Origin of the sequence: Cryobacterium arcticum (assembly GCF_003185895.1) — a bacterium.
GTDB lineage: Bacteria > Actinomycetota > Actinomycetes > Actinomycetales > Microbacteriaceae > Cryobacterium > Cryobacterium arcticum.
Window position 1 is genome coordinate 1,508,635 of the sequence record NZ_QHLY01000012.1, and the last position, 19,844, is coordinate 1,528,478.

Consider the following 19,844-nt stretch of genomic DNA (forward strand, 5'->3'; position numbering starts at 1 on the left):
ACTTCTGCTGCCGACGATCGCCCGTGATGCACTCGCGAAGGCGGAAGCAGAAGCAGAAGCAGAAGACGAGTGAGCTACGCCGTCTGACCCGTGCGGATATGGTCCGTGGAAGCGTGGGCGAGAGCCCACTCGAGGGCGTAGTCGGCGACGGCCTCCCAGCCGGGTTCGGCGCAGGTCCAGTGGCCGCGGCCGGCAAACTCGTGATATTCCACCAGCGCGGGAGACTTGCTCCAGTGCTTCGCATTCGACTTGTTCACGGCCGGCGGCATGATGTGGTCTTCGGCGCCGCCGATGAACAGCAGCGGCGCCCGATCGGCCGTGTAATCCACCCAGGTCTCCTGGTGGCCGGGGGTGAAGTTGGCGAGGAGGCCGTAGGCCCACACCCAGTTGCCCGGCGCCGCGATCGCGTACCGCTCCCAGGCCGCATCGGATTCCTCGCGAGTGAGCGTGTTGGTGAAGGCGTAGTGGAACTCGTCTCGGGTGAAGCCGACGGCCTTGTGGTAGTTCGCGGGGTTCTTGAGCGCGGGGAACAGCGAGCGCGCCTGCGAGAGCGGGGTGACGCGCACCCCCTCGGTGGGCGCGGAATTGATGGCGGCTCCTGCGGCGCCGAGTCCGCGAGCGAGCATCATCTGGGTGAGGCAGCCGCCGAAGGAGTGGCCCATGATGATCGGCGGCTTCGGGAGCGCCTCGATGACCGAGGCGAGGTAGTCGGCCGTCTCGGGAACGGTGAGGTTCGCGATGATGTCGGGGTTCTCGCGCAGTGCCTCGACTTCGATCTCGAACCCGGGGTAGGCCGGGGTGAGAACGGTGAAGCCCTTCGCTTCATAACGAGCCTTCCAGTCCGCCCAGCTGCGGGGCGTGACCCAGAGGCCGTGAATGAGCACGATGGTGTCGGGGGCATCGGTGTTGGACTGGTCCATGATGGTTCTCCTTCTCAGTGGTGGTTGTGCGTGGCGGAATCGGTCAGGAATCGATGAAGGCGAGAAGATCGGCATGCAGGCGCTCGCGGTCGGTGTCGGGCAGACCGTGGGCTCCCCCCGGGTAGACCGTCAATCTGGCGCCCGTGATCAGGTCGGCGGAGCGCTTCCCGCCGACGTCGAAGGGCACGATCTGGTCGTCGTCGCCGTGGATGATGAGGGTCGGCACATCCACGCGGGCCAGGTCGGCGCGGAAGTCGGTGGCCGAGAACGCGGCGACGCACTCGTAAGCCGCGCGGTGCCCGCAGGCCATGGACTGGAGCCAGAACGCGTCACGGATGCCCGTGGAGACGTCGCCGGTGCGGTTGTTGCCGAAAAACGGCCCGTCAGCGAGGTCTCGGTACAGCTGCGAACGGTCGGATGCCTCGCCGGCGCGGATCGCGTCGAACACGCCTTTGGGCAGACCCTCCGGATTGTCCGCGGTGTGCAGCATCAGTGGCGGCACGGCGGAAACGAGCACGAGCTTGGCCACGCGCTGGGTGCCGTGGCGTCCGATGTAGCGCACGATCTCGCCGCCCCCGGTGGAGTGTCCGACGAGGGTGATCCCGGTCAGATCGAGGAATTCGATCAGGCACGCGAGGTCGTCGGCATAACTGTCCATCGTGTTTCCGTGCCAGGTTTGGCTGGATCGTCCGTGCCCGCGGCGGTCATGAGCGATGACCCGATGGCCATGCTCCGCGAGGAATCGGGCGGTGGCGTCCCACGCGTCAGCATTCAGCGGCCAACCGTGACTCAGGATCACCGGCGCGGCGTCGGTTCCCCAGTCCTTATAGAAGATCTGCGCGCCGTCTTCGGCAGTGATGAATGGCATCTGACGCCTCCCCGCTCGAGTGGTGAGTGATTCACCAATCGAATCGCGTTGGGCCCCGACGCGAACCACGTGGTGCACGTAGTCGCCTTCTTTTTTACGGGGTGAGGACCTTACGGGGTGAGAATCTCCGCGAGCTGGCGCCGCGAACTGGCGCCGAGCTTTCTGAACACCTTCCGCAGGTGGTAGTCGACCGTGTTGGTGCTGATGAACAGGGTGGAGCTGATCTCCTGATTGGTGCGCCCAGCGGCCGCCATGCTGGCGATGGTGGATTCGCGCGGGGTCAACGAGGCGACTCCGACGACCTCGGTGCGCTGCGAGTGTTCTCCGGTCGCGGCGAGTTCCGATCGGGCCCGCGCGGCGAACGGTGGCGCGCCGACGCGCTCGAAGATCGCCACCGCCGCGCGCAGCTGTTCCCGCGCATCCCGTCGTCGCTTCATCCGTCGGAGCCACTCGCCGTACAGCAGGTGCGCGCGGGCCAGGTCGCCGATCGCAGTGCTCTGTTCGAGCCACCCGATTGCCGCGACGTAGAGCGGCTCGGCGTCGGCATCCGGGGCCAGCAGGGCCGCGCAGCGGTCCGCCAGACCACGGATCCACGGCGTGCCGCTGATGTCGGCATGGCCGCGCAGTTGTCGGGCGGCGGCCGACGCGATATCCAGGTGCCCGCTGCGTGCCGCGGCTTCCACGTAGTCGGGCAGCTGCTGATAGGTCACCTGCAGGAACGGCCGGTTTACCATGGGCCCCAGCCGGTCGAAGGCAGCGACGTAGTGTCCCTCGGCGATGTCGCGCACACTCAGCCCGGTTTGGGCGATCGTGTGCGCACCGCCGAACCCGGTACCGAGGGTCGTCTGTGCTGCCGCCTCGACCTCGGCACGCGGGGCCCCGCTCCACGCGAGATAGGAAGCATTGACCACCTGCTCCGCGGCGTAGCCGATCGCGCGGCGCAGTTCTCGCACCTGTTCGATATACAGACCGGATGCGATCGGGTCGCCCCGCACGAGTTCGCTGATGCTGAGCACCCACAGGGTGGTATCCAGGCCCCGGAGGGAACCGGCGTCACGAGCAGCGCGAGCACTGCGCTCCAGTAATTCCACGCAGGCCCGTTCGTCCCACAACCCCGTCGCCAGTGCCACACCGAAAACCCCCAGGTCGAGCAGTTCTGAGTCGTCTGCCTGCTGGAGCAGCATCAGAGCCTCACGCATGAGCGGTACCGCCTCGTGATACGGGAGCAGCACGTGGGCGCTCAGCGCACGCAACGCAACGGCCAGCGGGCCATCCTGCACCGTGGCCCCCTCTCGCAGCCTCACACCGAGCTGGTCCAAGGTGACGTCGTGCATCATCCATTCGGTGGTGAGCGCCAACTCGAAAGCGCGGATGAGCGTGCGCTGTTCGAGCTCCGGGGCCACACCGTGAAAGGCATCGGCGGCAGCAAGCAGGTCCCTGGGGCCACGAATAACGCCGGCCGGATCGGCCAAGAACACGGCAAGCATGGCCCGCAGGGTGATCGAGCGCCCGCGCGCGACCGCGTCCATCCCGTCGGCGTGCAGCTTGTCGAGCAGGGAGAGTGCGAATTGCGCGGCACCGGCTCCCGCTGCCGATTCCGCGGCAGCAAGAAGACGACGGCTTCTCCTGCCGGTGTCAGAGGTCAAGTCCGCGGCGCGAGCGAGGGACCTGGCGCGTGATGACAGGGCGCCGCGCAGACCTGCTCGGTCGGCGGCAGCCTCGAGCAGGTCGGCCACATCGTCGTCGGTGTCTGAGGCGGCCGCCGCGGCGTGGCGGGCCTCATCGTCGAGCAGGCCTCGCTCAGCGGATGCCGCGGCCAACGCCCCGTGCATCCGGCGGCGTTCAGCGAGCGGGAAGGCGTTGTAGACGGCAGACCGCACTAGCGGGTGCCGAAACGACACGGTGTCGCGAGCGAACGACACCAGACCGCTCCGCTCAGCGAGAGCGGAACTCTGGCCACCCAGGCCGAGTCGCTCCGCCGCTTGGTCGATCAGCTCGGTCGACCCCGTGCGTTCAGCCGCGGCAAGCAACAGCCATGCCTGAACGTCGTCAGGGTGCGTGCGCAGTTGCTGGCGGTAGTGCAACTCGAGCCGGCGGCCGATGGGGAACGGTTCGTCCGACACCGACGCATCCGTCAGCTGTTGAAGCGTGAAATCTTGGGCCAGGTCGATCATCGCCAGCGGGTTTCCGCCCGTCTGCTCGGCGATGCGGGCGGCGAGATATGGATCGAAGGCGCCGGCAGCTGAGTCCTTCATCAGCTGCGCCGCCGAGAGGGAGTCGAGCCCGCCGAGCCGAAGGGTCGGCACGCCGGCAGTGATCATCTCGAGTTCGTCGCCATCCCGCGCTGCGAAGAGGAGCACCACGGATTCCGCCTGCAGCCTGCGAGCGACGAACGCCAGCACCTCCAACGACTCCCGGTCGAGTTGATGAGCGTCGTCGATCACACACAGGAGTGGTTGCGTCTGGCCGGCGGCGGCGAGGAGGGACAGCACGCCCAGGCCCACGAGATATCGCTCGGGAGCGAGCCCGTCGGCAACGCCAATCGCCACCTGCACGGCGTCACGTTGCCGGCTGGGCACGGCATCCAGAAATGGTGTCAGCGGCGCGCACAGCCGTTGCAGCCCCGCGTAGGCGAGTTCCGCTTCGGCTTCGAAGCCATCCACCCGCACCAGCGTCGTTCCTCTGAGCGATTCGGTCGCACAGCGAAGGAGAGCGGTCTTACCGACCCCTGGTTCGCCTCGAATGACCAGGGCGGAGCTTTCACCGTTCCGCGCGCCCAGGATCAACTTCTGCAGGAGCTCGAGCTCAGCAGATCGGCCCAGCAGAGACACCGCTGGCCGGTAGTCGCGATGCTCCATGAGGTCCTTCCGCTAGAGCCCTGGAAGTCGCGGGAAAGCTCAAGTGTGCCCGACGCGCCGCACCTTGTCGAGGGTCTCCGACCCCTGGTTCGCCGGCGGCGCCGCCGTTGGCCGTGAGTCCTGCGAAACGCCCACCCCGGCGAGTCTTCCGTTCGGGTAACGAATCCGCCCCACTGTCGACACGAACGGCGATGCCGGGCAGGGTGGACCCATGCGGCCCCTGGGATCCCCACCGAGAGTGAGAAGTGCTTCTCGGGTGCTGATCGGCGCGGCAGCAGCGGGCCTTCTGCTCAGCGGATGCGGCGGCCCCGGCAGCGGCATGCTCGCGAGGGATATCGCGAAGATCGTCGACGGCTACGACTGCCTGGCGCCGAACCTGACCTTTTGGGCGTTCCCGCCCGACTCGACAAGCACGCCCGACCCCGAGCATCCGTACGCGCCGAAAGCAGGCTGGGTGCCGGAGGGCTTCACCCCCACCACGGCCGTGCGCTGCGATGTGATCGTCGACAGCCGCGACGCCCAGGGGTTCAGTATCACCGCCGTGACGTTCGGCGGTGATCTCACCGACCTGCTCTCCGCCCTGGCCGAGCCCGACGACGATGACGACGCGATCGCCGCGTGCACGGCCGACCTGGAAATTGTGCCCCCGCTCTGGCTCGTCGACGAGGCCGGCCAAGCGATCAACGCGCGCTATCCGGTGGATGTGTGCGGGAAGACCAAGCCCGGCGTGCGCGACGCTCTCGTCGCGCTTCCGGTACTGGACAGCACAACGCTGCAGCGCACAGAGGTTCACCCAGTCCCGGCACCCGACAACGCACCGACCTCCCCGTCCACTCCCTGAGCTGATCAGGCTCCCCGGCCTCGCCGACACCGCAAGCCGGCGTCATTCGTGCGCCCCAAAATCAAATCTTCTCTTCCCTCCTGGTATAGCGCTGCTATAGTAATCCGTATAGCACCGCTATAGAAGGCTTCGGCCGTGATCCACCGACAGAAAAGGGAACTCGATGAGCACGATCTTCATTACCGGCGCCTCCTCCGGCATGGGCAGGGCAACCGCACTACTCTTCGCGGAGAAGGGCTGGCAGGTCGTTGCCGCCTCGCGCAGCATCGGCACCGACAGCGAACTTGCCGCATTGCACAACGTCGAGACGGTGACGCTCGACGTGACCGACCCTCGGCAGATCCGCACGGTGGTGGCCGACGTGCTGTCTCGCTTCGACGTCGACGTGCTCTTCAACAACGCCGGCGCCGTGCTCTTCGGGCCGGTGGAGGAATACACCGACGAACAGCTCGACGGCCAACTCGCCACGAATCTCCTCGGCCCGATCCGCGTCAGCCAGGCGTTCCTGCCGCACTTCCGGGAGCGACGCGGCGGCACGATCATCAACACCACGTCGCTCACGGCAATGCTTCCGGCACCGTTCATGTCCGTCTACTCCGCGGCCAAGGCCGGACTCGAGCGCTGGAGCTTCGGGGTGAACCTCGAACTCAACGAGTTCAACATCCGCGTCAAGACGATCGTGCCCGGCATCGTCGCCACCAACCTCATGGGTGCCGGCACCGTTGTGCAGAGCGACGCCTACGCGGCGCACCTGGGACAGGTCTTCGCTGCCTTCGGCGACCCGGCCACCGCCGAGCTGTTCTCCACAGCCGAAGGGACCGCTGCCGTAGTCTTCGGCGCCGCCACCGACGGAACCACGCGTGTGCGCTACCTCACCGACGCCACTGCGAAGGAATACGTGGCGATGATGGTCGGCTTCGGCGAAGAGACCACGCAGGCATTCGCGTCGACAGTGATGTTCGGTTGATCGTGGCCGTTTTTCACAGCGACCTGAAAATGGCCCGCTTCCTTCCGCCCCTCGACATCGGGCCGCGGATGGCGCGACTCGCGAACCGCATGCCGGTGCGCTCTCCCGCACCGCCACCCAACATGATCATTTCCGACCTGACGGTTCCCGGGCCTGAGGGCGCACCCGCCGTAGACGTTCGGATGTACCGGCCGGCGTCGGCGACGGGAGAGATCCCCGTGCTGGTGTGGATGCATGGCGGGGGCATGATTCTGGGAAACCATCTGTCGGAGGAGGACTCGAATGTGGCCTTCGCGCGGGAACTCGGAATCGCCGTCGTCTCGGTCAAGTACCGTCTGGCACCACAGTCGCCGGCGCCGGCCGCGGTGGAGGATTGCTATGCCGTGGTGGAGTGGCTCGTCGCCAACGCCCCCGACCTGGCCGTCGATCCGCAACGGATTGCCCTCGGTGGGGCGAGCGCGGGTGGCGGGCTGGCCGCCGCCACCGCGCTCCTAGCTCATGACCGCGGGCGCATCCACCCCGCGTTCCAGCTCCTGGTCTACCCCATGCTCGACGACCGCACCGTTCTGCGCACGGATCTGGACACAACCCACGCCCGCTTCTGGCGCCCGAAGAGCAATCGATACGCCTGGAGCGCCTACCTCGGCGAGGAGCCTGGTGCAGTCGCTGTCTCCGACTACGCGGCGCCAGCTCGCCGCACCGACCTGTCGGGACTTCCTCCGGCCTGGATCGGCGTGGGCACCCTCGACCTGTTCCACGCCGAAGACGTCGACTATGCCGAGCGTCTTCGCCAAGCCGGCACATCCGTCGACCTGGTCGTCGTCGAGGGCGCCTTCCACGGTTCGACGTGCTGTTCAAGAAGAAGCCGGTGTCACGCCGCTTCTGGGAGGCGCAGCGCGATGCCCTCGCACACGCGCTCGTCGAAGCGAAGCCGGTGAGGCATCCATGACGCGCGGTTTGCGCCGGGCTCGGGTCATAATCGTCGCCGCCCAACGGACACTCGGTTGATCTCCGATCTCAGGGGCGCCGTGCCACAGGTGCGCCGTCACGGCGCCCCTGAGATAAGGTCGGGTCATGTCGACGCGTGAGACCCTGATCAAGGCGGCTCTCACAGTTCTCGAACGAGAAGGCGCGGCGCAGTTCTCCACCCGGGCCGTCTGCGCCATCGCGAACGTGACGGCCCCCACCCTGTACCACCACTTCGGCAATGCGGACGGCCTGCTCAGCGCGGCCGTGGAAGAGGCCTTCCGGCAATTCCTCCACGCCAAGCTGGCCGCCCCCGTCGCCACGGATCCGGAGGCGGCGCTTCGCGATGGATGGGATGACTATGTGCGCTTTGCCGCCGACCGTCCGCTGATCTACGCCGCGATGATGGCCCGCCTGTTTCAAGGTGTCGAGATCCTCGCCGCCCGACAGGCCTTCGCCATCGTGGCGGAACAGATCGCCGCACTCGAGACCGCCGGCAGGCTCCGGCTCCCTCCTGCAGAGGCGGTTCAACTGGCTTGGGCCTCCGTCAACTCGGCAGCGATGCTCCACGTCACGGCGGCACTACACGTGTCGGACTACCTGGCCACACCGGAACCGAGCCTCATCGAGATGCTCCGCGAGCGCGCGCTCCGGGACCTTTGCGAGCCATAGCCCAAAGTCTTTTGTTGGAACGCGCGGGTCGCCCACCCGTCCACGAGGTCGAACCGCTCTCGCCAAGAGCGACGTCGCAAATCGCGCGCAGCCGCTCCGTACCCCCAAAACGGCCCAACCAGCCCCAATCGGCCTCCAGCTTCGGACGTTGCGGCATAGTGGAAAGCCAGCCGGGCCTGCGATTTGCCGGCACTGGGTGCAGGCCACGGGGTGGCACTGCAGAATATCGGGGGCGCATGTCTGCAGGGGGATCAGCCTGGACCGAGGCCACGTGGCAAGTGCGTGACGCAGCGATGGTGCCGTGCACCGCGGGCATCCCGGTGAGAGAACTCACCGATTACGACGGCTCCTCCACGGATGCCGTGAAGGTCGGCACCATCAAACGGGCCAAGGGGCTGGAGTTCAAGCAGGTATTGCTCCCCTGGATCTCGGAGCGCCTGATGTCCCCGGCCATCACCGGAGCGGCGTGGACCGATTCCCAGATCGAACGCGACGAGCGCGACCGGCGCGAATTGTTCGTGGGTGTGACCCGGGCCCGCGACGGGGTGTTGGTCGGGTGGTTCGCGGCGCAAGGGGCAACGGCGTGAGCGACGAAGCGATGCCGCCGCCGAACAGAATGCGGCTGCGCTACGCAGGGCGATGCCGAGCCTGTGGGTCCGCAATACCCGCCGGAACCGTGGCGGTGTACCAGCGAGAGTCGAAGACCGTTACCTGCGTGGAATGCCCGCCCCACTCGACCCCGACCGCCTCGGTGGCCGCCAGCCCGGTGGCAGTTGCGTCTCCCGAGACGCTCACCGTCGTGGAGCTGGAACAAGAAACAGAACACCTCGAGGTCTTCACGGGAACCGCCGGCGCCTCCGCCAGGCGAGAACACCAACGGCGCAAAGAGAAGCGCGCCGCGGGCATCCGTGACAAACACCCGCACCTGGGGAACCTGATACTCGCACTGTCCGATGATCCACAAAGCACTCAAGCCTGGGCCATCGGAGCGCGCGGAGAGGAAGTCCTCGGCCAACGCCTCGACACACTCAGCGAACGTGGAGTCCACGTTCTGCACGACCGTCGCATCCCGGGTTCCAAAGCGAACATCGATCACATCGCCGTGACTGCAGCGGGGGTCTTCGTTATTGACGCCAAGAAGTATCAAGGTCGTCCGAACCGGAGAGTTGAAGGTGGACTCTTCAGTCCCCGAACAGAGAAACTTGTGGTCGGATCGCGGGACCGCACCAAGCAGGTCGCCGGAGTGCAGAACCAGGTCAGCCTCCTGAGGTCCGCGCTCAGAGATGCGGGCTGGGAAGAGATTCCCGTACACGGAATGCTGTGTTTCGTTGGCGCCGACTGGCCCCTCATCGGTGGTGCCTTCGTCATCGACGGTGTGCGCGTCGTGTGGCCGAAGAAGGCCGTCGAGAACCTCCTGAAGCCCGGAACGCTGACCGAACAGACCGCGCGACTCGTTCATGGCCTGCTTGCGGCTTCGTTCCCACCCGCTTAGTCGGGTGCAGAGCTCTAGCGAAAGCGGCCCTTCACGATTCAATCTCCTGTCCACGTTCCGACGGGATGGACGCGATACCCCCAGTAAAGAGGAGCACCGGATGGCCGAGCAGTCCGCGCTGGCCGCGGCCTGCCACGAGTTCGCCGACTATGACTCCCTGCCGGGTGTGGTGAGCGCGGCACAACTCGCCGAGTCGCCGACCGAGTCAACGGACGCGCCGGTGCCGACGCCGTCAGTGCACGCCGTCGCGACGCCACACGTCGCAACCCCAGCGCAAGACGCGTCCAGCCCGGCCGCTCGCAAGGCCGCGACCGCGCTGCTCGTGAGGGCGATGGACCTGCTAGCCAAGAATGACCAGGACTGGCAGCATGCCTCCACCCTCAAGCAGCAGATGAAGCGGATGGACCCGTCCTTCCAGGAACGCACCTTGGGATTCCGTCAGTTCTCGGATTTCCTCAAGTCCCGCCACGCGGCGATCGAGATTGACCAGAAGAGCCCGTCCAGCCCGATCCTGTTGCGCCTACGGAACTGAACGCTCCGGAGCGACTGCACGCCTTCTGTACACCCACGGCTCTGAGTCTTGGTCGCGCTACCCGGCGTCTCCGCCAAGCTCCGCTTCCAACACCTCGATCGAGGGCAGGCTGGAGGCGAACTCCTTCGGAAGCGAGTCGGAGATGGTACTCGTCCACTCCGCCACCCCGATCGGCGCCGAGGAGCTCCGCAGTGCATACTCTGCAACCACGTTGTTCTTCGTCTTGCACAGCAGCAGCCCGATGGCCGGCTGGTCGTCCGGCTGCGCTAGGAGCTCGTCCACCGCAGCCATGTACATTCCCAACTGACCGACGAAACCCGGATCGAACGGCGCGGCCTTCAACTCAATCACAACGTAACAGCGCAGCTTCAGGTGGTAGAACAACAGATCGGCAAAGAACTCGTCGCCACCGACTTCCAACCGCACTTGCTGCCCCACGAAGGCAAACCCCTGACCGAGCTCGAGCAGGAACTTCTGCACATGGGCAATCAGCTGCGTCTCCAATTCCCTCTCGTCTCTGCGGCCGGTCATCGCTACGAAGTCAAAGATGTAGGGATCCTTGGTCATCTGCTGTGCAAGGTCAGACTCCGCCGGTGGTAGTGTCGCCGCGAAGTTTGTCACTGCAGCACCAGAGCGTTCAAATAGCCGAGTGGCGATTTGGTGCACAAGAACATTGCGGGACCACCCTGCGTCGACGGCCACTGCGGCATACCAGAGCCGCGATTCAGCAGCGCCAAGCTTCTCAAGTAGGGCGACGTGGTGGTACCACGGCAATTGTGCAAGCGGCGCTTGCACAATTGCATTCCTCGGCCAGGCCTCAGCGAAAGCTCGCATGTATTTCAGATTGCGCGGCGAGAACCCCGTCGCCCCTGGGAACTCCTCTCGCAGGTCCACGGAAAGCCGGTCGATGACGCGCGACCCCCAGCCTTCCTGCTCCTGGCGCTCAAGAATGTCACGACCAATGGCCCAGTAGGTGGCCACAAGATGCTGATTAGCAGCAGTAATCGCCCGAGCTCTGCCGTCAACGACCCGCTGAGTGACGGATGCGAGCAAGTCCGGATACCACCGCGGCAGTGCAGACCGGGCGGGCGCAGCCGGAAAGTGAGCGGATTTATCTTCACGCATGTGAGGAGCCTTTCGTCGATTCGACAGGCACGAGGGCTTCAGGATGCCGGGACCACCGACATTGATGGCGGGTAAAAATCTGGGTCGGCTGCGTCGCCGCACAGATGTCGTCTGCGTGAATGTAAGCCCAACGTCTCTGGAACGGGCCGGGCTTCGATTCCGATTAGCGCCTGTGCCAGATCTGGCCGACGAGCGCTCGAATCTAGACGGCCCGAACGTCGAGCAGCACCTCGTTATGCCGCAGGAACGGGGGCTTGAGCGGCGGGTCGTACCGGGCGAACCGGGGGCCGCCCGTCTCCGTCAGCCCCTCCGCCGCCATTGCCGCGCGTAGCTCCTCGAGGTGCTTGGTGTAGCTCTCCTCGGTCCAGCGCCCTCGATAGCGGATGGCCGCCACTGTGCTTTCGGCAACCGTGCGCAGGTGAACCTCGGAGTTGGTCGGCCGCGGCGCGGTGTCTTCGGTGAGCCCCGCCGGCAGCACGAACCCTACCCGATGCGTGTTCTCGGCGGCGGAGCCGGTTTGCTGCACGACAGGGGCCGTCATCTCGATCTTCGTCGACGGGCCATCCTGAACCACCGGCGCCGTCATCGATACCTTGGTTCGGGATACGTTGTCACCGCTGATGTAGGCGAACAGGGATCGGAAGGCACGGTTACCGGCGTCCTCGAACTCCCCGTCGACGACAACCTCCGCCAGCACATGCTCCGGGTACCGGCGCACCTCAAAGTCGTCGTAGCTCGACACCACCTCGTAGGGCTGCTGCTCGGTCATCCCCCAACGGTACTCCGCCCCGTTGGACCAGGTCGGGTTCTAGCGCAGCGAGAATCAAGACGCCGCTTCGCGCCGGACACACCAGGCCGATCCGCGGGCGCCGCGCCGTTTCGCGGGTGGCGCGCCACCCGCGAAACGGCGCCTTGCCCGCGTAACGCGTAGACCGAAGCAGGTTCGCACCCGAAACACCCCGCCCGCGCAAGGGCGCGCCCCGCACAACGCCAGAGGGCGACCCCGCACCGCGGAGCCGCCTTCTGGCGAGACGAACAACCGATCGAACTAGACGCCCTCAGCCGCCGCTTCCTTCGCGGCCTTACGCTCTGCCTTCTCGGCATCGAGCACGGCCTTCTCGGCCGCCTTCTCCGCGGCGATCCAGACGTCACGCTTGGCTCCGGGCACCCAGCCCTTGTCCACGACGCGAATCTGGTAGACGATCGCGACGCTAACGAGCACCACGGCGATGAGGATCGCGAGGATGACCGCGAGTCCGCCGCCCACGCCGACGCTGACACCCACGAGGGTGCCGAACCAGCCGAAGTCCGCGTCACCGAAGGTGCTGTTGGCGAAGCCGAAGTCGCCGAGCACCAGCAGCAGCACGGCCGGCAGGATGGTGATGATCACGCCGTTGACGAAACCACCGATCATCGCGCCCAGGCGTCCGCCGGTCGCGTTGCCGTAGACACCGGCTCCACCACCGGTGAAGAAGTGCGGCACCATGCCGGGCAGGATCAGTGCGAGGCCGAACACCGGGTTCAGCCACACCGCGAGCACACCGAGGGCGATGAGGCCGCCGGCGAAGGAGCTCAGGAACCCGATCAGCACGGCGTTGGCGCCGAACGGGAACACGATGGGGATGTCGAGCGCCGGGCGGGCTCCGGGGACGACCTTCTCGGCGATGCCCTGGAATGCGGGAACGAGCTCGCCGAGCACGGTGCGCACGCCGTAGAGGATGACCGCGACGCCCACACCGAACTGCAGTGCCTGCGCGAACGCGGCCATGATGAACGCGCCGGCGTCGGCGGAGCCGAAGATGTCGAGCGCATCCTGCAGCGGCAGGGCGATGAGGCCCCACACGGCGAAGACCATGTAGATGAGCACCATCGACAGCGAGGTGGCGACCATCGAGTCGCGCAGGAACTTGAGCCCCTGCGGAAACTTGATGTCTTCGGTGGACTTGCTGTTACGGCCCACGACCTGGCCGGCCGCACCGGCGGCGATGTAGCCGAGGGTGCCGAAGTGACCGATGGCGATGGTGTCGTTGCCGGTGATCTTCTTGGTCCACGGGTGCACGAATGCGGGCATCACGACCATGATCACGCCGAGCAGCAGCGCGCCGATCACGACCACGAGCCAGCTGGCGCCGTCGCCGAAGCCGACGGAGAGCACCACGGTGAGCATGGTGGCCATGAAGACCATGTGGTGCCCAGTGAGGAACACGTACTTAAGAGGAGTGAACCGCGCCAGCGCCAGCATCACCAGGAAGCCCAGGGTGAGCACGTAGGCGCTCTGCGCGCCGAACTGCTCCTGCGCGATGGCGGTGATGACCTCGTTGGTGGGGATGACGCCCTGGGCGCCGGTCACCGCGAGAATCAACCGGCCCAGCGGGTCGAGCGAGCCCACCACCACGTTGGCACCGGCACCGAGAATCAGGAAGCCGAGGGCCGCCTTGAGGGCACCACCGATCACCTGCCCGGAGTTGCGCTTGAGCGCCATCAGCCCGATAGCGGTGATGATGCCGATCAGATACGCGGGCACATTGAGAATCTGTTGCCCAATGAAATTCAGGATGACGACGAGCCACTCCATTGTGTGGTGCTCCTTATTCTGTGGTTGAAAGAGAGATGACGGGGTTACTCGACTGCGGCGGTGAGCTTCTCGGTGATCTCCTCGAGATCGAAGAAGTTGTTGATGATGATGACTTCGGCGGGCACGTCGCCGAGTTCTTCGGCGAGCTCCTCGCTGGTGAGCACGATCTCGGCGGTCTGCGCGGCGCCGCGGGCCACGCCCATGTCGGCGGCTTCAACATCCGCGTCGATGCCGAGCTTGGCGAGAACCTTCTCGGCGTTCATTTTGAGCAGCACTGAGGTTCCAATGCCCATTCCACAGACGGCGACGATCTTCATGGGGTGCCTTTCGATTGGGTGAGACGAGTGTGAGAAAACGGATGTGTAGGGGCCGCGTTACGCGGCAGCGGCAGCGAGGTCGCCGAGCACGGCGCGCACCTCGTCGGCGGTGTCGGCCACGGCCAGGCGCTTCATCGCGGGGCCGTCGGAGAGCACGCCGGCCAGGGCCCGCATCACCTGCAGGTGTGCGTCGTGGTCCTTGGCGGCCAGGCCGATCACGAGGGTGACGGGGTCGTTGGCCTTGTTGCCGAACTCCACCGGGGTGGCCAGGCTAACCCAGCTGAGTCCACCGGTGAGAACCGCGGGCGACGGGCGAGAGTGCGCGAGGGCGACGCCCGGGGCGATGACGATGTAGGGGCCGTGCTTCTCGACGGCGTCGATCATCTCGTCGGTGTAGGCATCCGTGGTGGCTCCACCGGCCACGAGTCCCGCGCCCGCGAGACGGATGGCGGCCCGCCAGTCGGCGGCCTCCGCTCGGGTCTCGATCGACGAGAGGGCTTCGGCCAGGTTCAGTGCCACGAATGAACTCCTTTGTTGTTTCGGTGCAGTCGGCCCGCGAGGGCGACTGGCTTGACTGTATAAGCCTAAGCGACCTTTTGTCTACAAGTGCACCAAAGTAAATTCGGAGGGGTCGCCGGGTCGCCGACCGCGGGCGCACCAAACCGGTCGGCCGGGAGTGCCGCCGTTGGGCAAAGCCGAGCTGAGCCGGTAGCCAGCCGCGCAGGATCAGGCAAGGCCGTGTCGGTCGTGGCAGACCGCGCCGATTCGGCTCAGGCCGGCTGCGTGTGCAGCGAGACGCCGAGGCCGCCGCCGCGGGTGAGCCGGCTGATGCGGTCGGCCTCGAAGAGGGCGTCCTGCGCGATGAGCGAGGCTCCGGTGACGCCGGCGATGTGGCCGAGCCGGGACTTCTCCACCACGAGGCCCTGCAGGGCGAAGTCGCGGGCGCCGGCGAAGATCGCCTCGCGGATGGCGCCGAGGAACGGTTCGCCGGCCTGGGCCAAGTTGCCGCCGACCACGACGGCCTGCGGGTTGAGCAGCCCCACCACGTGGGCCAGGCTCTGGCCGATCTCGGTGCCGGTCTCGGCGAGCAGGCGCAGCACGGCGGCGTCGCCGTCGTTGGCCAGGCCCACGATGTCGCTGCTGGTGCGCACCCGGCGGCCCAGCGTGAGTAGTTCGCTGCGGATGACCGCGCCGCTGGCGATCGACTCCAGCCGCACGGTGCGCTCCCCGCCGGCGCGCACGGCACTGAGCTCGCCAGCGCCGCCACGGGAGCCGTGGTAGATCGAGCCGTCGAGCACGAACGCCAGGCCCACGCCGATGCCGGCCTTGAGCACCACGACGTCGCGGTACTCGGTCCAGCCGCGGCGGGCCTCGGCGAGCGCCATGATGTTCACGTCCCGGTCCACGGCGAAGACGGCGTGGTCGTAGCGGCCGGCGAAGTAGTCCTTCACGAGCACGTCGTTCCACTGGGTGTCCACCTGCGGGCTGGCCAGCCGCCCGGTGACGAAGTCGACCGGGCCGGGCACACCCACGCCGATGCCCACCACGTCTGCGCGGGTCTTGCCGAGCCGGTCGAGCATGTGGTCGAACACCTGGCCGGCCCACTCGAAGATCTCGGCGGGCCCCTCGCTCAGGCCGATGTCGGCCTCGTCTTCGCTGAGGATGGTGGAGACCAGGTCGGTGATGGCCAGACGGGTGTGCGAACCGCCGATGTCCACGGCCAGCAGAAGGCCGGCATCCGGATTCACGGCGAATTCTTCGGGCGGGCGGCCGCCGCGGGAGTCGAGCTGCCCCACGCTCATCACGATGGAGGCGTGGAGCAGTTCGTCGAGCCGGCGGGCCAGGGTGATGCGCGACCAGCCGAGCTGCTCGATGAGGTCGGTGCGGGTGGTGGCACGGCCGGAGCGGATGAGGTCAAGCACCACACCCGAGCCGGTGGACAGAGCGTGTGCCATGGGATTCCCATCCTTCGAACGCATCCGCCCGGCCTGCGGGTGGTGCCGAACCAACTGTTTGACTTAAGTACATTTGTATACCAAAGTATCTCGCATGGCTACCGAAACGAAGAAGTTCCCGTCACAGACGACGTCCGCCGCACTCGACGCCCGCGCCGTCGCAAGCGCCCAGGCCCTCGCCGCACACGTGGTGCAGGCCAAGGGACATGGGCACGGCGGCACCGCCATGGCATTGGCACCAGTGTCCCACGTGTTGTTCTCCCGAGTGCTGCGGCACTCCCCCGCCCACCCCGACTGGCCCGCCCGCGACCGCTTCGTTCTTTCGGCCGGTCACGCTAGCCTTTTGCTCTACACCCAGCTATTCCTCACCGGCTACGGCCTCACGCTCGACGACCTCGCCAAGAGCCGCACCCTGGGCTCCAAGACGCCCGGGCACCCCGAGGTGCACCACACCGTGGGCGTGGAGATGAGCACCGGCCCACTCGGCCAGGGCGTCGCCTCCGCGGTGGGCATGGCCATGGCCGCCCGGCACGAGAGCGCCGTGTTCACCCCCGGCTCCGCCCTGCTCGACCACACCACCTGGGTGCTCGCCGGCGACGGCTGCCTGCAGGAAGGTGTCTCCGGTGAGGCGAGCAGCCTGGCCGGCACCCTCGGCCTCGACAACCTCGTGCTGATCTGGGACGACAACGGCATCACCATCGACTCCGGCACCGACGAGACCTTCAGCGAAGACGTGCGCGCCCGGTACCGGGCTTACGGATGGCGGGTGCTCGAGATCGACACCCCCACCGACCTCGACGCCCTCGAGGCCACCCTGCGCGAGGCCGCCGAACGCACCGGCCGGCCCACCCTGGTGGCCCTCCGCACTGTGATCGGCGCCCCCTCGGCCAAGTTCGGTGGCACCTCCGCCGCACACTCCGGCGGCTTCGGCGCCGACGAGCTCGCCCTGGTGAAGACCACGCTGGGCTTCGCCCCCGACGCACCCCTGCCCGACCTCGTCTCCCCCGAGACCCTCGAGCACACCCGCGGCGCCCTGGCCCACGGCGAACGGATGCACACCGACTGGGAGGCCGACCTCGCCGCCTGGGCCACCCGGGAGCCCGGGGCCGCCACCCGCTGGCGGGCCTTCCGCGGCGGCGAGGTCGACACCGCCGCCCTCGACACCGTGAAGCTCGGCGGTCCCGGCGACCTCATCGCCACCCGCAAGACCAACGGCGCCGTGCTCCGCGCTCTGCAGGGCTCGGCTCCCCTCTGGGGCGGCTCGGCCGACCTGGCCGGCTCCACCACCGTGGAGGTCGACGGCGCCCGCTTCTCCGCCGCCAACCCGGCCGGCGAGTTCATCCGCTTCGGCATCCGCGAACACGCCATGGCCGCCATCCTCAACGGCATCGCCCTGCAGGGCCCGTGGCGCCCGTTCGCCTCCACCTACCTGGTGTTCAGCGACTACATGCGCCCGAGCATCCGCCTCGGCGCGCTGATGGGCCTCGGCGCGGTCTACGTGTACACCCACGACTCCGTCGCCGTCGGCGAAGACGGCCCCACCCACCAGCCGGTCGAGCAGATCGCATCGCTCCGCACCGTCCCCGGCCTGGACGTCGTGCGCCCCGCCGACTCCGTGGAAGTCGTCGCCGCCTGGCGCCGCATCCTCGCCTCCCCCGACCGCCCGGTCGCGCTCATCCTCAGCCGGCAGGACCTGCCCGTGCTGGAAAGCACCGACACCACGGTCGCCGGGGTGACCGCCGGCGGCTACGTGCGCTGGCAGCACGGCGACGGCAGCGACCTGGCAATCCTCGCCACCGGCAGCGAGGTGCACCTCGCCATCGACGCCGCCACCCGGCTCGCAGGGCAGGGCATCAACGCCCGCGTGGTCTCGATGCCCTGCGTCGAGTGGTTCGCCGAGCAAACCGCCGACTACCGCGAGTCCGTGCTGCCCGCCGCCCTCCGCGCCCGGGTGGCCGTCGAGGCCGGTCGCGGTGACGCCTGGTACCACTGGGTGGGCCTGGACGGCCAAGTGGTCTCGGTGGAGGAGTTCGGCGAGTCCGGCAGCGGCCCGGAGGTGCTCCGTCTCCGCGGCATCCACCTCGACGCGGTCCTCGCCGCCGCCCACACCACCCTCGCCACCGCCGCCGGCACCCCCGCCGCAACCCACGGCACCCCCGAACTCGTCACCAACTAAGGACGCATCCCATGACTTCCCTCTCCCCCGACGCCGCCAGCATTGCCCGCATGATCGACCACACCCTGCTCAAGCCCGAGGCCACCGCCGCCGACGTGACCGCCCTCATCGCCGAGGCCATTGAGCTGGGCACCTACTCGGTCTGCGTGTCCCCCTCGATGCTGCCGCTCACCATCCCCGCCGGCGCCGACCTCAAGGTCGCGGTCGTCTGCGGCTTCCCCAGCGGCAAGCACCACAGCAGCATCAAGGCCGCCGAGGCCGCCCTCGCCATCGCCCAGGGAGCCGACGAGATCGACATGGTCATCGACGTCGGCGCCGCCAAGGCCGGTCGCTTCGCCGACGTGCAGGCCGACATCGCCGCCGTGCGCGCCAGCCTCCCCGCCCCGAGGGTGCTCAAGGTGATCATCGAGTCCGCGGCGCTGACGGATGCCGAGATCGTCGCCGTCTGCAACGCCGCCGTAGCCGCGGGCACCGACTTCGTCAAGACCTCCACCGGCTTCCACCCTGCCGGCGGCGCGACCGTGCACGCCGTGCGCCTGATGAAGCAGACCGTGGGCGACCGGGCCCAGGTGAAGGCGTCAGGAGGGGTGCGAAGCTTCGACGACGCCGTTGCCATGATCGCCGCGGGCGCCACCCGTCTCGGCATCTCGGGCAGCGCCGCGCTGATCTCTGGCGCCACTTCAGCCGGAGCTTCCAGTAGTTACTAGCTCAATCGACGCCGGTCGAACCGACCAAGCAAGGCGCCACGGCGCGATTCGCATAGCCCTACTAGCGATGCCTATGTCGCTTTGGACTAACCGGGCTCGCACCAGAAGCCGGTCCCACGTCGCGGAACCACCCTAGGTCAGCCACCTGTCCGATAGCGCAAGGCGTGCTCATCCATCCATCTTGGTATCGCGAGCGTGTGGACAGCCTCTTTGCCCGAAACCCAACGAGCGACCGCGCAGCTGCGAGTACCGAGGCCTAGACAGCAAGAGGGCCCCAGCCTCTGATTTCTGCGAGATGGACACGAAAGCGAGCCCGCTGGCTGATAGCTGTGTGATCTCGAACCCGAGAGCGAATTCACTGCACCGATCGAGAACTTCGGAGAGTTTGCCCACAATACGGCCGGTCTCAAAAGGCAATGGAAATATAACGACGGTTAGGGACACCTGTTCCAAGATGGGTTAGGGACACCTCTTCCAAGATGACTGAGCCGCCTGCGAGTGTTGCGCCGTAGTCGCCGGCGCCCCGAGGCTCGCGCGTTGGTCGAGGCTAGCGTTCGCGGGCAGCCCGACACGCTCCGCGGGACACACGGCCGAGCCTTAGGCGGACCCACTGTTAGCGCGCTCACATGCGGCGAGCGCCAGCCACGCCCGTTCGCCCACCGCGACGTGACGCACGCCGATACTGAACACTTTCACAATGTCAGCCCTGTCTTGGCCGGCCTCACACCGCTGATCAGAATCCGTACCCGAACCTCGCCAGCTCCGGGTTCGGCCACGTTCCAGTTAATGAGCTTAAGCCCCGACGGGTCACCGGTTCGGCTATACACAATGGAATTGACGTCAGTGGTATCGCAGCCACCGCTGGAATGGTTC

18 protein-coding genes are annotated in these 19,844 nt (G+C 67.2%); 9 read left to right on the plus strand and 9 right to left on the minus strand.

Features of this window, described 5'->3' with window-relative positions; translation table 11 throughout:
* Nucleotides 1-74: 74 nt before the first annotated feature.
* From CTB96_RS16790 to CTB96_RS16800, 3 genes are all read right to left on the minus strand, one after another.
* Entirely contained in the window at nucleotides 75-920 is an 846-nt protein-coding gene (locus CTB96_RS16790; protein WP_110127942.1) for an alpha/beta hydrolase, read from the minus strand.
* Between the two features lie 43 nt (nucleotides 921-963).
* Nucleotides 964-1,788: an alpha/beta fold hydrolase gene (locus tag CTB96_RS16795; protein WP_110127943.1), complete on the minus strand. Its 825-nt coding sequence runs from the start codon at nucleotides 1,786-1,788 to the stop codon at nucleotides 964-966.
* A gap of 110 nt (nucleotides 1,789-1,898) precedes the next feature.
* Nucleotides 1,899-4,646: a helix-turn-helix transcriptional regulator gene (locus tag CTB96_RS16800; RefSeq protein WP_110127944.1), complete on the minus strand. Its 2,748-nt coding sequence runs from the start codon at nucleotides 4,644-4,646 to the stop codon at nucleotides 1,899-1,901.
* A 238-nt stretch (nucleotides 4,647-4,884) separates the two neighbouring features.
* Here CTB96_RS16800 and CTB96_RS16805 point away from each other — a divergent pair, with 238 nt between their 5' ends.
* From CTB96_RS16805 to CTB96_RS16835, 7 genes are all read left to right on the plus strand, one after another.
* Nucleotides 4,885-5,487 (plus strand): hypothetical protein, encoded by a 603-nt coding sequence (locus CTB96_RS16805; protein ID WP_146215841.1) that lies wholly within the window; start codon nucleotides 4,885-4,887, stop codon nucleotides 5,485-5,487.
* Between the two features lie 163 nt (nucleotides 5,488-5,650).
* Nucleotides 5,651-6,454 (plus strand): SDR family oxidoreductase, encoded by an 804-nt coding sequence (locus CTB96_RS16810; RefSeq protein WP_110127946.1) that lies wholly within the window; start codon nucleotides 5,651-5,653, stop codon nucleotides 6,452-6,454.
* Nucleotides 6,455-6,576: 122 nt separating this feature from the next.
* A complete protein-coding gene (locus CTB96_RS16815) occupies nucleotides 6,577-7,392 on the plus strand; it encodes an alpha/beta hydrolase (protein ID WP_219993277.1) in 816 nt (271 codons plus the stop codon).
* A 136-nt stretch (nucleotides 7,393-7,528) separates the two neighbouring features.
* Nucleotides 7,529-8,092 (plus strand): TetR/AcrR family transcriptional regulator, encoded by a 564-nt coding sequence (locus CTB96_RS16820; protein ID WP_110127947.1) that lies wholly within the window; start codon nucleotides 7,529-7,531, stop codon nucleotides 8,090-8,092.
* Nucleotides 8,093-8,370: 278 nt separating this feature from the next.
* A complete protein-coding gene (locus tag CTB96_RS16825) occupies nucleotides 8,371-8,679 on the plus strand; it encodes a 3'-5' exonuclease (RefSeq protein ID WP_181397314.1) in 309 nt (102 codons plus the stop codon).
* On the plus strand, nucleotides 8,676-9,584 hold the full coding sequence (locus CTB96_RS16830) for a nuclease-related domain-containing protein (RefSeq protein ID WP_248283421.1): 909 nt from the start codon (nucleotides 8,676-8,678) through the stop codon (nucleotides 9,582-9,584). Before CTB96_RS16825 ends, CTB96_RS16830 begins: the two co-directional genes overlap by 4 nt.
* Before the next feature lie 100 nt (nucleotides 9,585-9,684).
* Nucleotides 9,685-10,116 carry an OST-HTH/LOTUS domain-containing protein gene (locus CTB96_RS16835; RefSeq protein ID WP_181397315.1) on the plus strand — a complete coding sequence of 144 codons (432 nt, stop codon included), beginning with the start codon at nucleotides 9,685-9,687 and terminating at the stop codon, nucleotides 10,114-10,116.
* Between the two features lie 57 nt (nucleotides 10,117-10,173).
* On the opposite strand, the gene CTB96_RS16840 is transcribed toward CTB96_RS16835, so the two are convergent.
* The 6 genes from CTB96_RS16840 to CTB96_RS16865 form a co-directional block, all read right to left on the minus strand.
* Nucleotides 10,174-11,241 (minus strand): PDDEXK nuclease domain-containing protein, encoded by a 1,068-nt coding sequence (locus tag CTB96_RS16840; RefSeq protein ID WP_110127951.1) that lies wholly within the window; start codon nucleotides 11,239-11,241, stop codon nucleotides 10,174-10,176.
* A gap of 202 nt (nucleotides 11,242-11,443) precedes the next feature.
* Entirely contained in the window at nucleotides 11,444-12,010 is a 567-nt protein-coding gene (locus CTB96_RS16845) for an SOUL family heme-binding protein (RefSeq protein ID WP_110127952.1), read from the minus strand.
* Between the two features lie 279 nt (nucleotides 12,011-12,289).
* Nucleotides 12,290-13,816 carry a PTS ascorbate transporter subunit IIC gene (ulaA, locus tag CTB96_RS16850; protein WP_110127953.1) on the minus strand — a complete coding sequence of 509 codons (1,527 nt, stop codon included), beginning with the start codon at nucleotides 13,814-13,816 and terminating at the stop codon, nucleotides 12,290-12,292.
* Nucleotides 13,817-13,860: 44 nt separating this feature from the next.
* A complete protein-coding gene (locus CTB96_RS20855) occupies nucleotides 13,861-14,133 on the minus strand; it encodes a PTS sugar transporter subunit IIB (protein ID WP_066597021.1) in 273 nt (90 codons plus the stop codon).
* Nucleotides 14,134-14,190: 57 nt separating this feature from the next.
* Entirely contained in the window at nucleotides 14,191-14,652 is a 462-nt protein-coding gene (locus CTB96_RS20860; RefSeq protein WP_110127954.1) for a PTS sugar transporter subunit IIA, read from the minus strand.
* Between the two features lie 251 nt (nucleotides 14,653-14,903).
* A complete protein-coding gene (locus tag CTB96_RS16865; protein ID WP_110127955.1) occupies nucleotides 14,904-16,088 on the minus strand; it encodes an ROK family transcriptional regulator in 1,185 nt (394 codons plus the stop codon).
* A 94-nt stretch (nucleotides 16,089-16,182) separates the two neighbouring features.
* On the opposite strand from CTB96_RS16865, the gene tkt reads away from it, so the two are divergent.
* Complete coding sequence (gene tkt, locus CTB96_RS16870) at nucleotides 16,183-18,264, plus strand: transketolase (protein ID WP_110127956.1); 2,082 nt, start codon at nucleotides 16,183-16,185, stop codon at nucleotides 18,262-18,264.
* Between the two features lie 11 nt (nucleotides 18,265-18,275).
* Nucleotides 18,276-18,971, plus strand: coding sequence for a deoxyribose-phosphate aldolase (deoC, locus tag CTB96_RS16875; RefSeq protein WP_110127957.1), 696 nt, complete (start codon nucleotides 18,276-18,278; stop codon nucleotides 18,969-18,971).
* Nucleotides 18,972-19,844 lie beyond the last annotated feature (873 nt).

Coding starts and splice junctions, on each gene's coding strand:
- CTB96_RS16790 (WP_110127942.1), bottom strand. CDS start 920: ATGGACCAGTCCAACACCGATGCCCCCGACACCATCGTGCTCATTCAC.
- CTB96_RS16795 (WP_110127943.1), bottom strand. CDS start 1,788: ATGCCATTCATCACTGCCGAAGACGGCGCGCAGATCTTCTATAAGGAC.
- CTB96_RS16800 (WP_110127944.1), bottom strand. CDS start 4,646: ATGGAGCATCGCGACTACCGGCCAGCGGTGTCTCTGCTGGGCCGATCT.
- CTB96_RS16810 (WP_110127946.1), top strand. CDS start 5,651: ATGAGCACGATCTTCATTACCGGCGCCTCCTCCGGCATGGGCAGGGCA.
- CTB96_RS16815 (WP_219993277.1), top strand. CDS start 6,577: ATGATCATTTCCGACCTGACGGTTCCCGGGCCTGAGGGCGCACCCGCC.
- CTB96_RS16820 (WP_110127947.1), top strand. CDS start 7,529: ATGTCGACGCGTGAGACCCTGATCAAGGCGGCTCTCACAGTTCTCGAA.
- CTB96_RS16835 (WP_181397315.1), top strand. CDS start 9,685: ATGGCCGAGCAGTCCGCGCTGGCCGCGGCCTGCCACGAGTTCGCCGAC.
- CTB96_RS16840 (WP_110127951.1), bottom strand. CDS start 11,241: ATGCGTGAAGATAAATCCGCTCACTTTCCGGCTGCGCCCGCCCGGTCT.
- CTB96_RS16845 (WP_110127952.1), bottom strand. CDS start 12,010: ATGACCGAGCAGCAGCCCTACGAGGTGGTGTCGAGCTACGACGACTTT.
- ulaA (WP_110127953.1), bottom strand. CDS start 13,816: ATGGAGTGGCTCGTCGTCATCCTGAATTTCATTGGGCAACAGATTCTC.
- CTB96_RS20855 (WP_066597021.1), bottom strand. CDS start 14,133: ATGAAGATCGTCGCCGTCTGTGGAATGGGCATTGGAACCTCAGTGCTG.
- CTB96_RS16865 (WP_110127955.1), bottom strand. CDS start 16,088: ATGGCACACGCTCTGTCCACCGGCTCGGGTGTGGTGCTTGACCTCATC.
- tkt (WP_110127956.1), top strand. CDS start 16,183: ATGGCTACCGAAACGAAGAAGTTCCCGTCACAGACGACGTCCGCCGCA.
- deoC (WP_110127957.1), top strand. CDS start 18,276: ATGACTTCCCTCTCCCCCGACGCCGCCAGCATTGCCCGCATGATCGAC.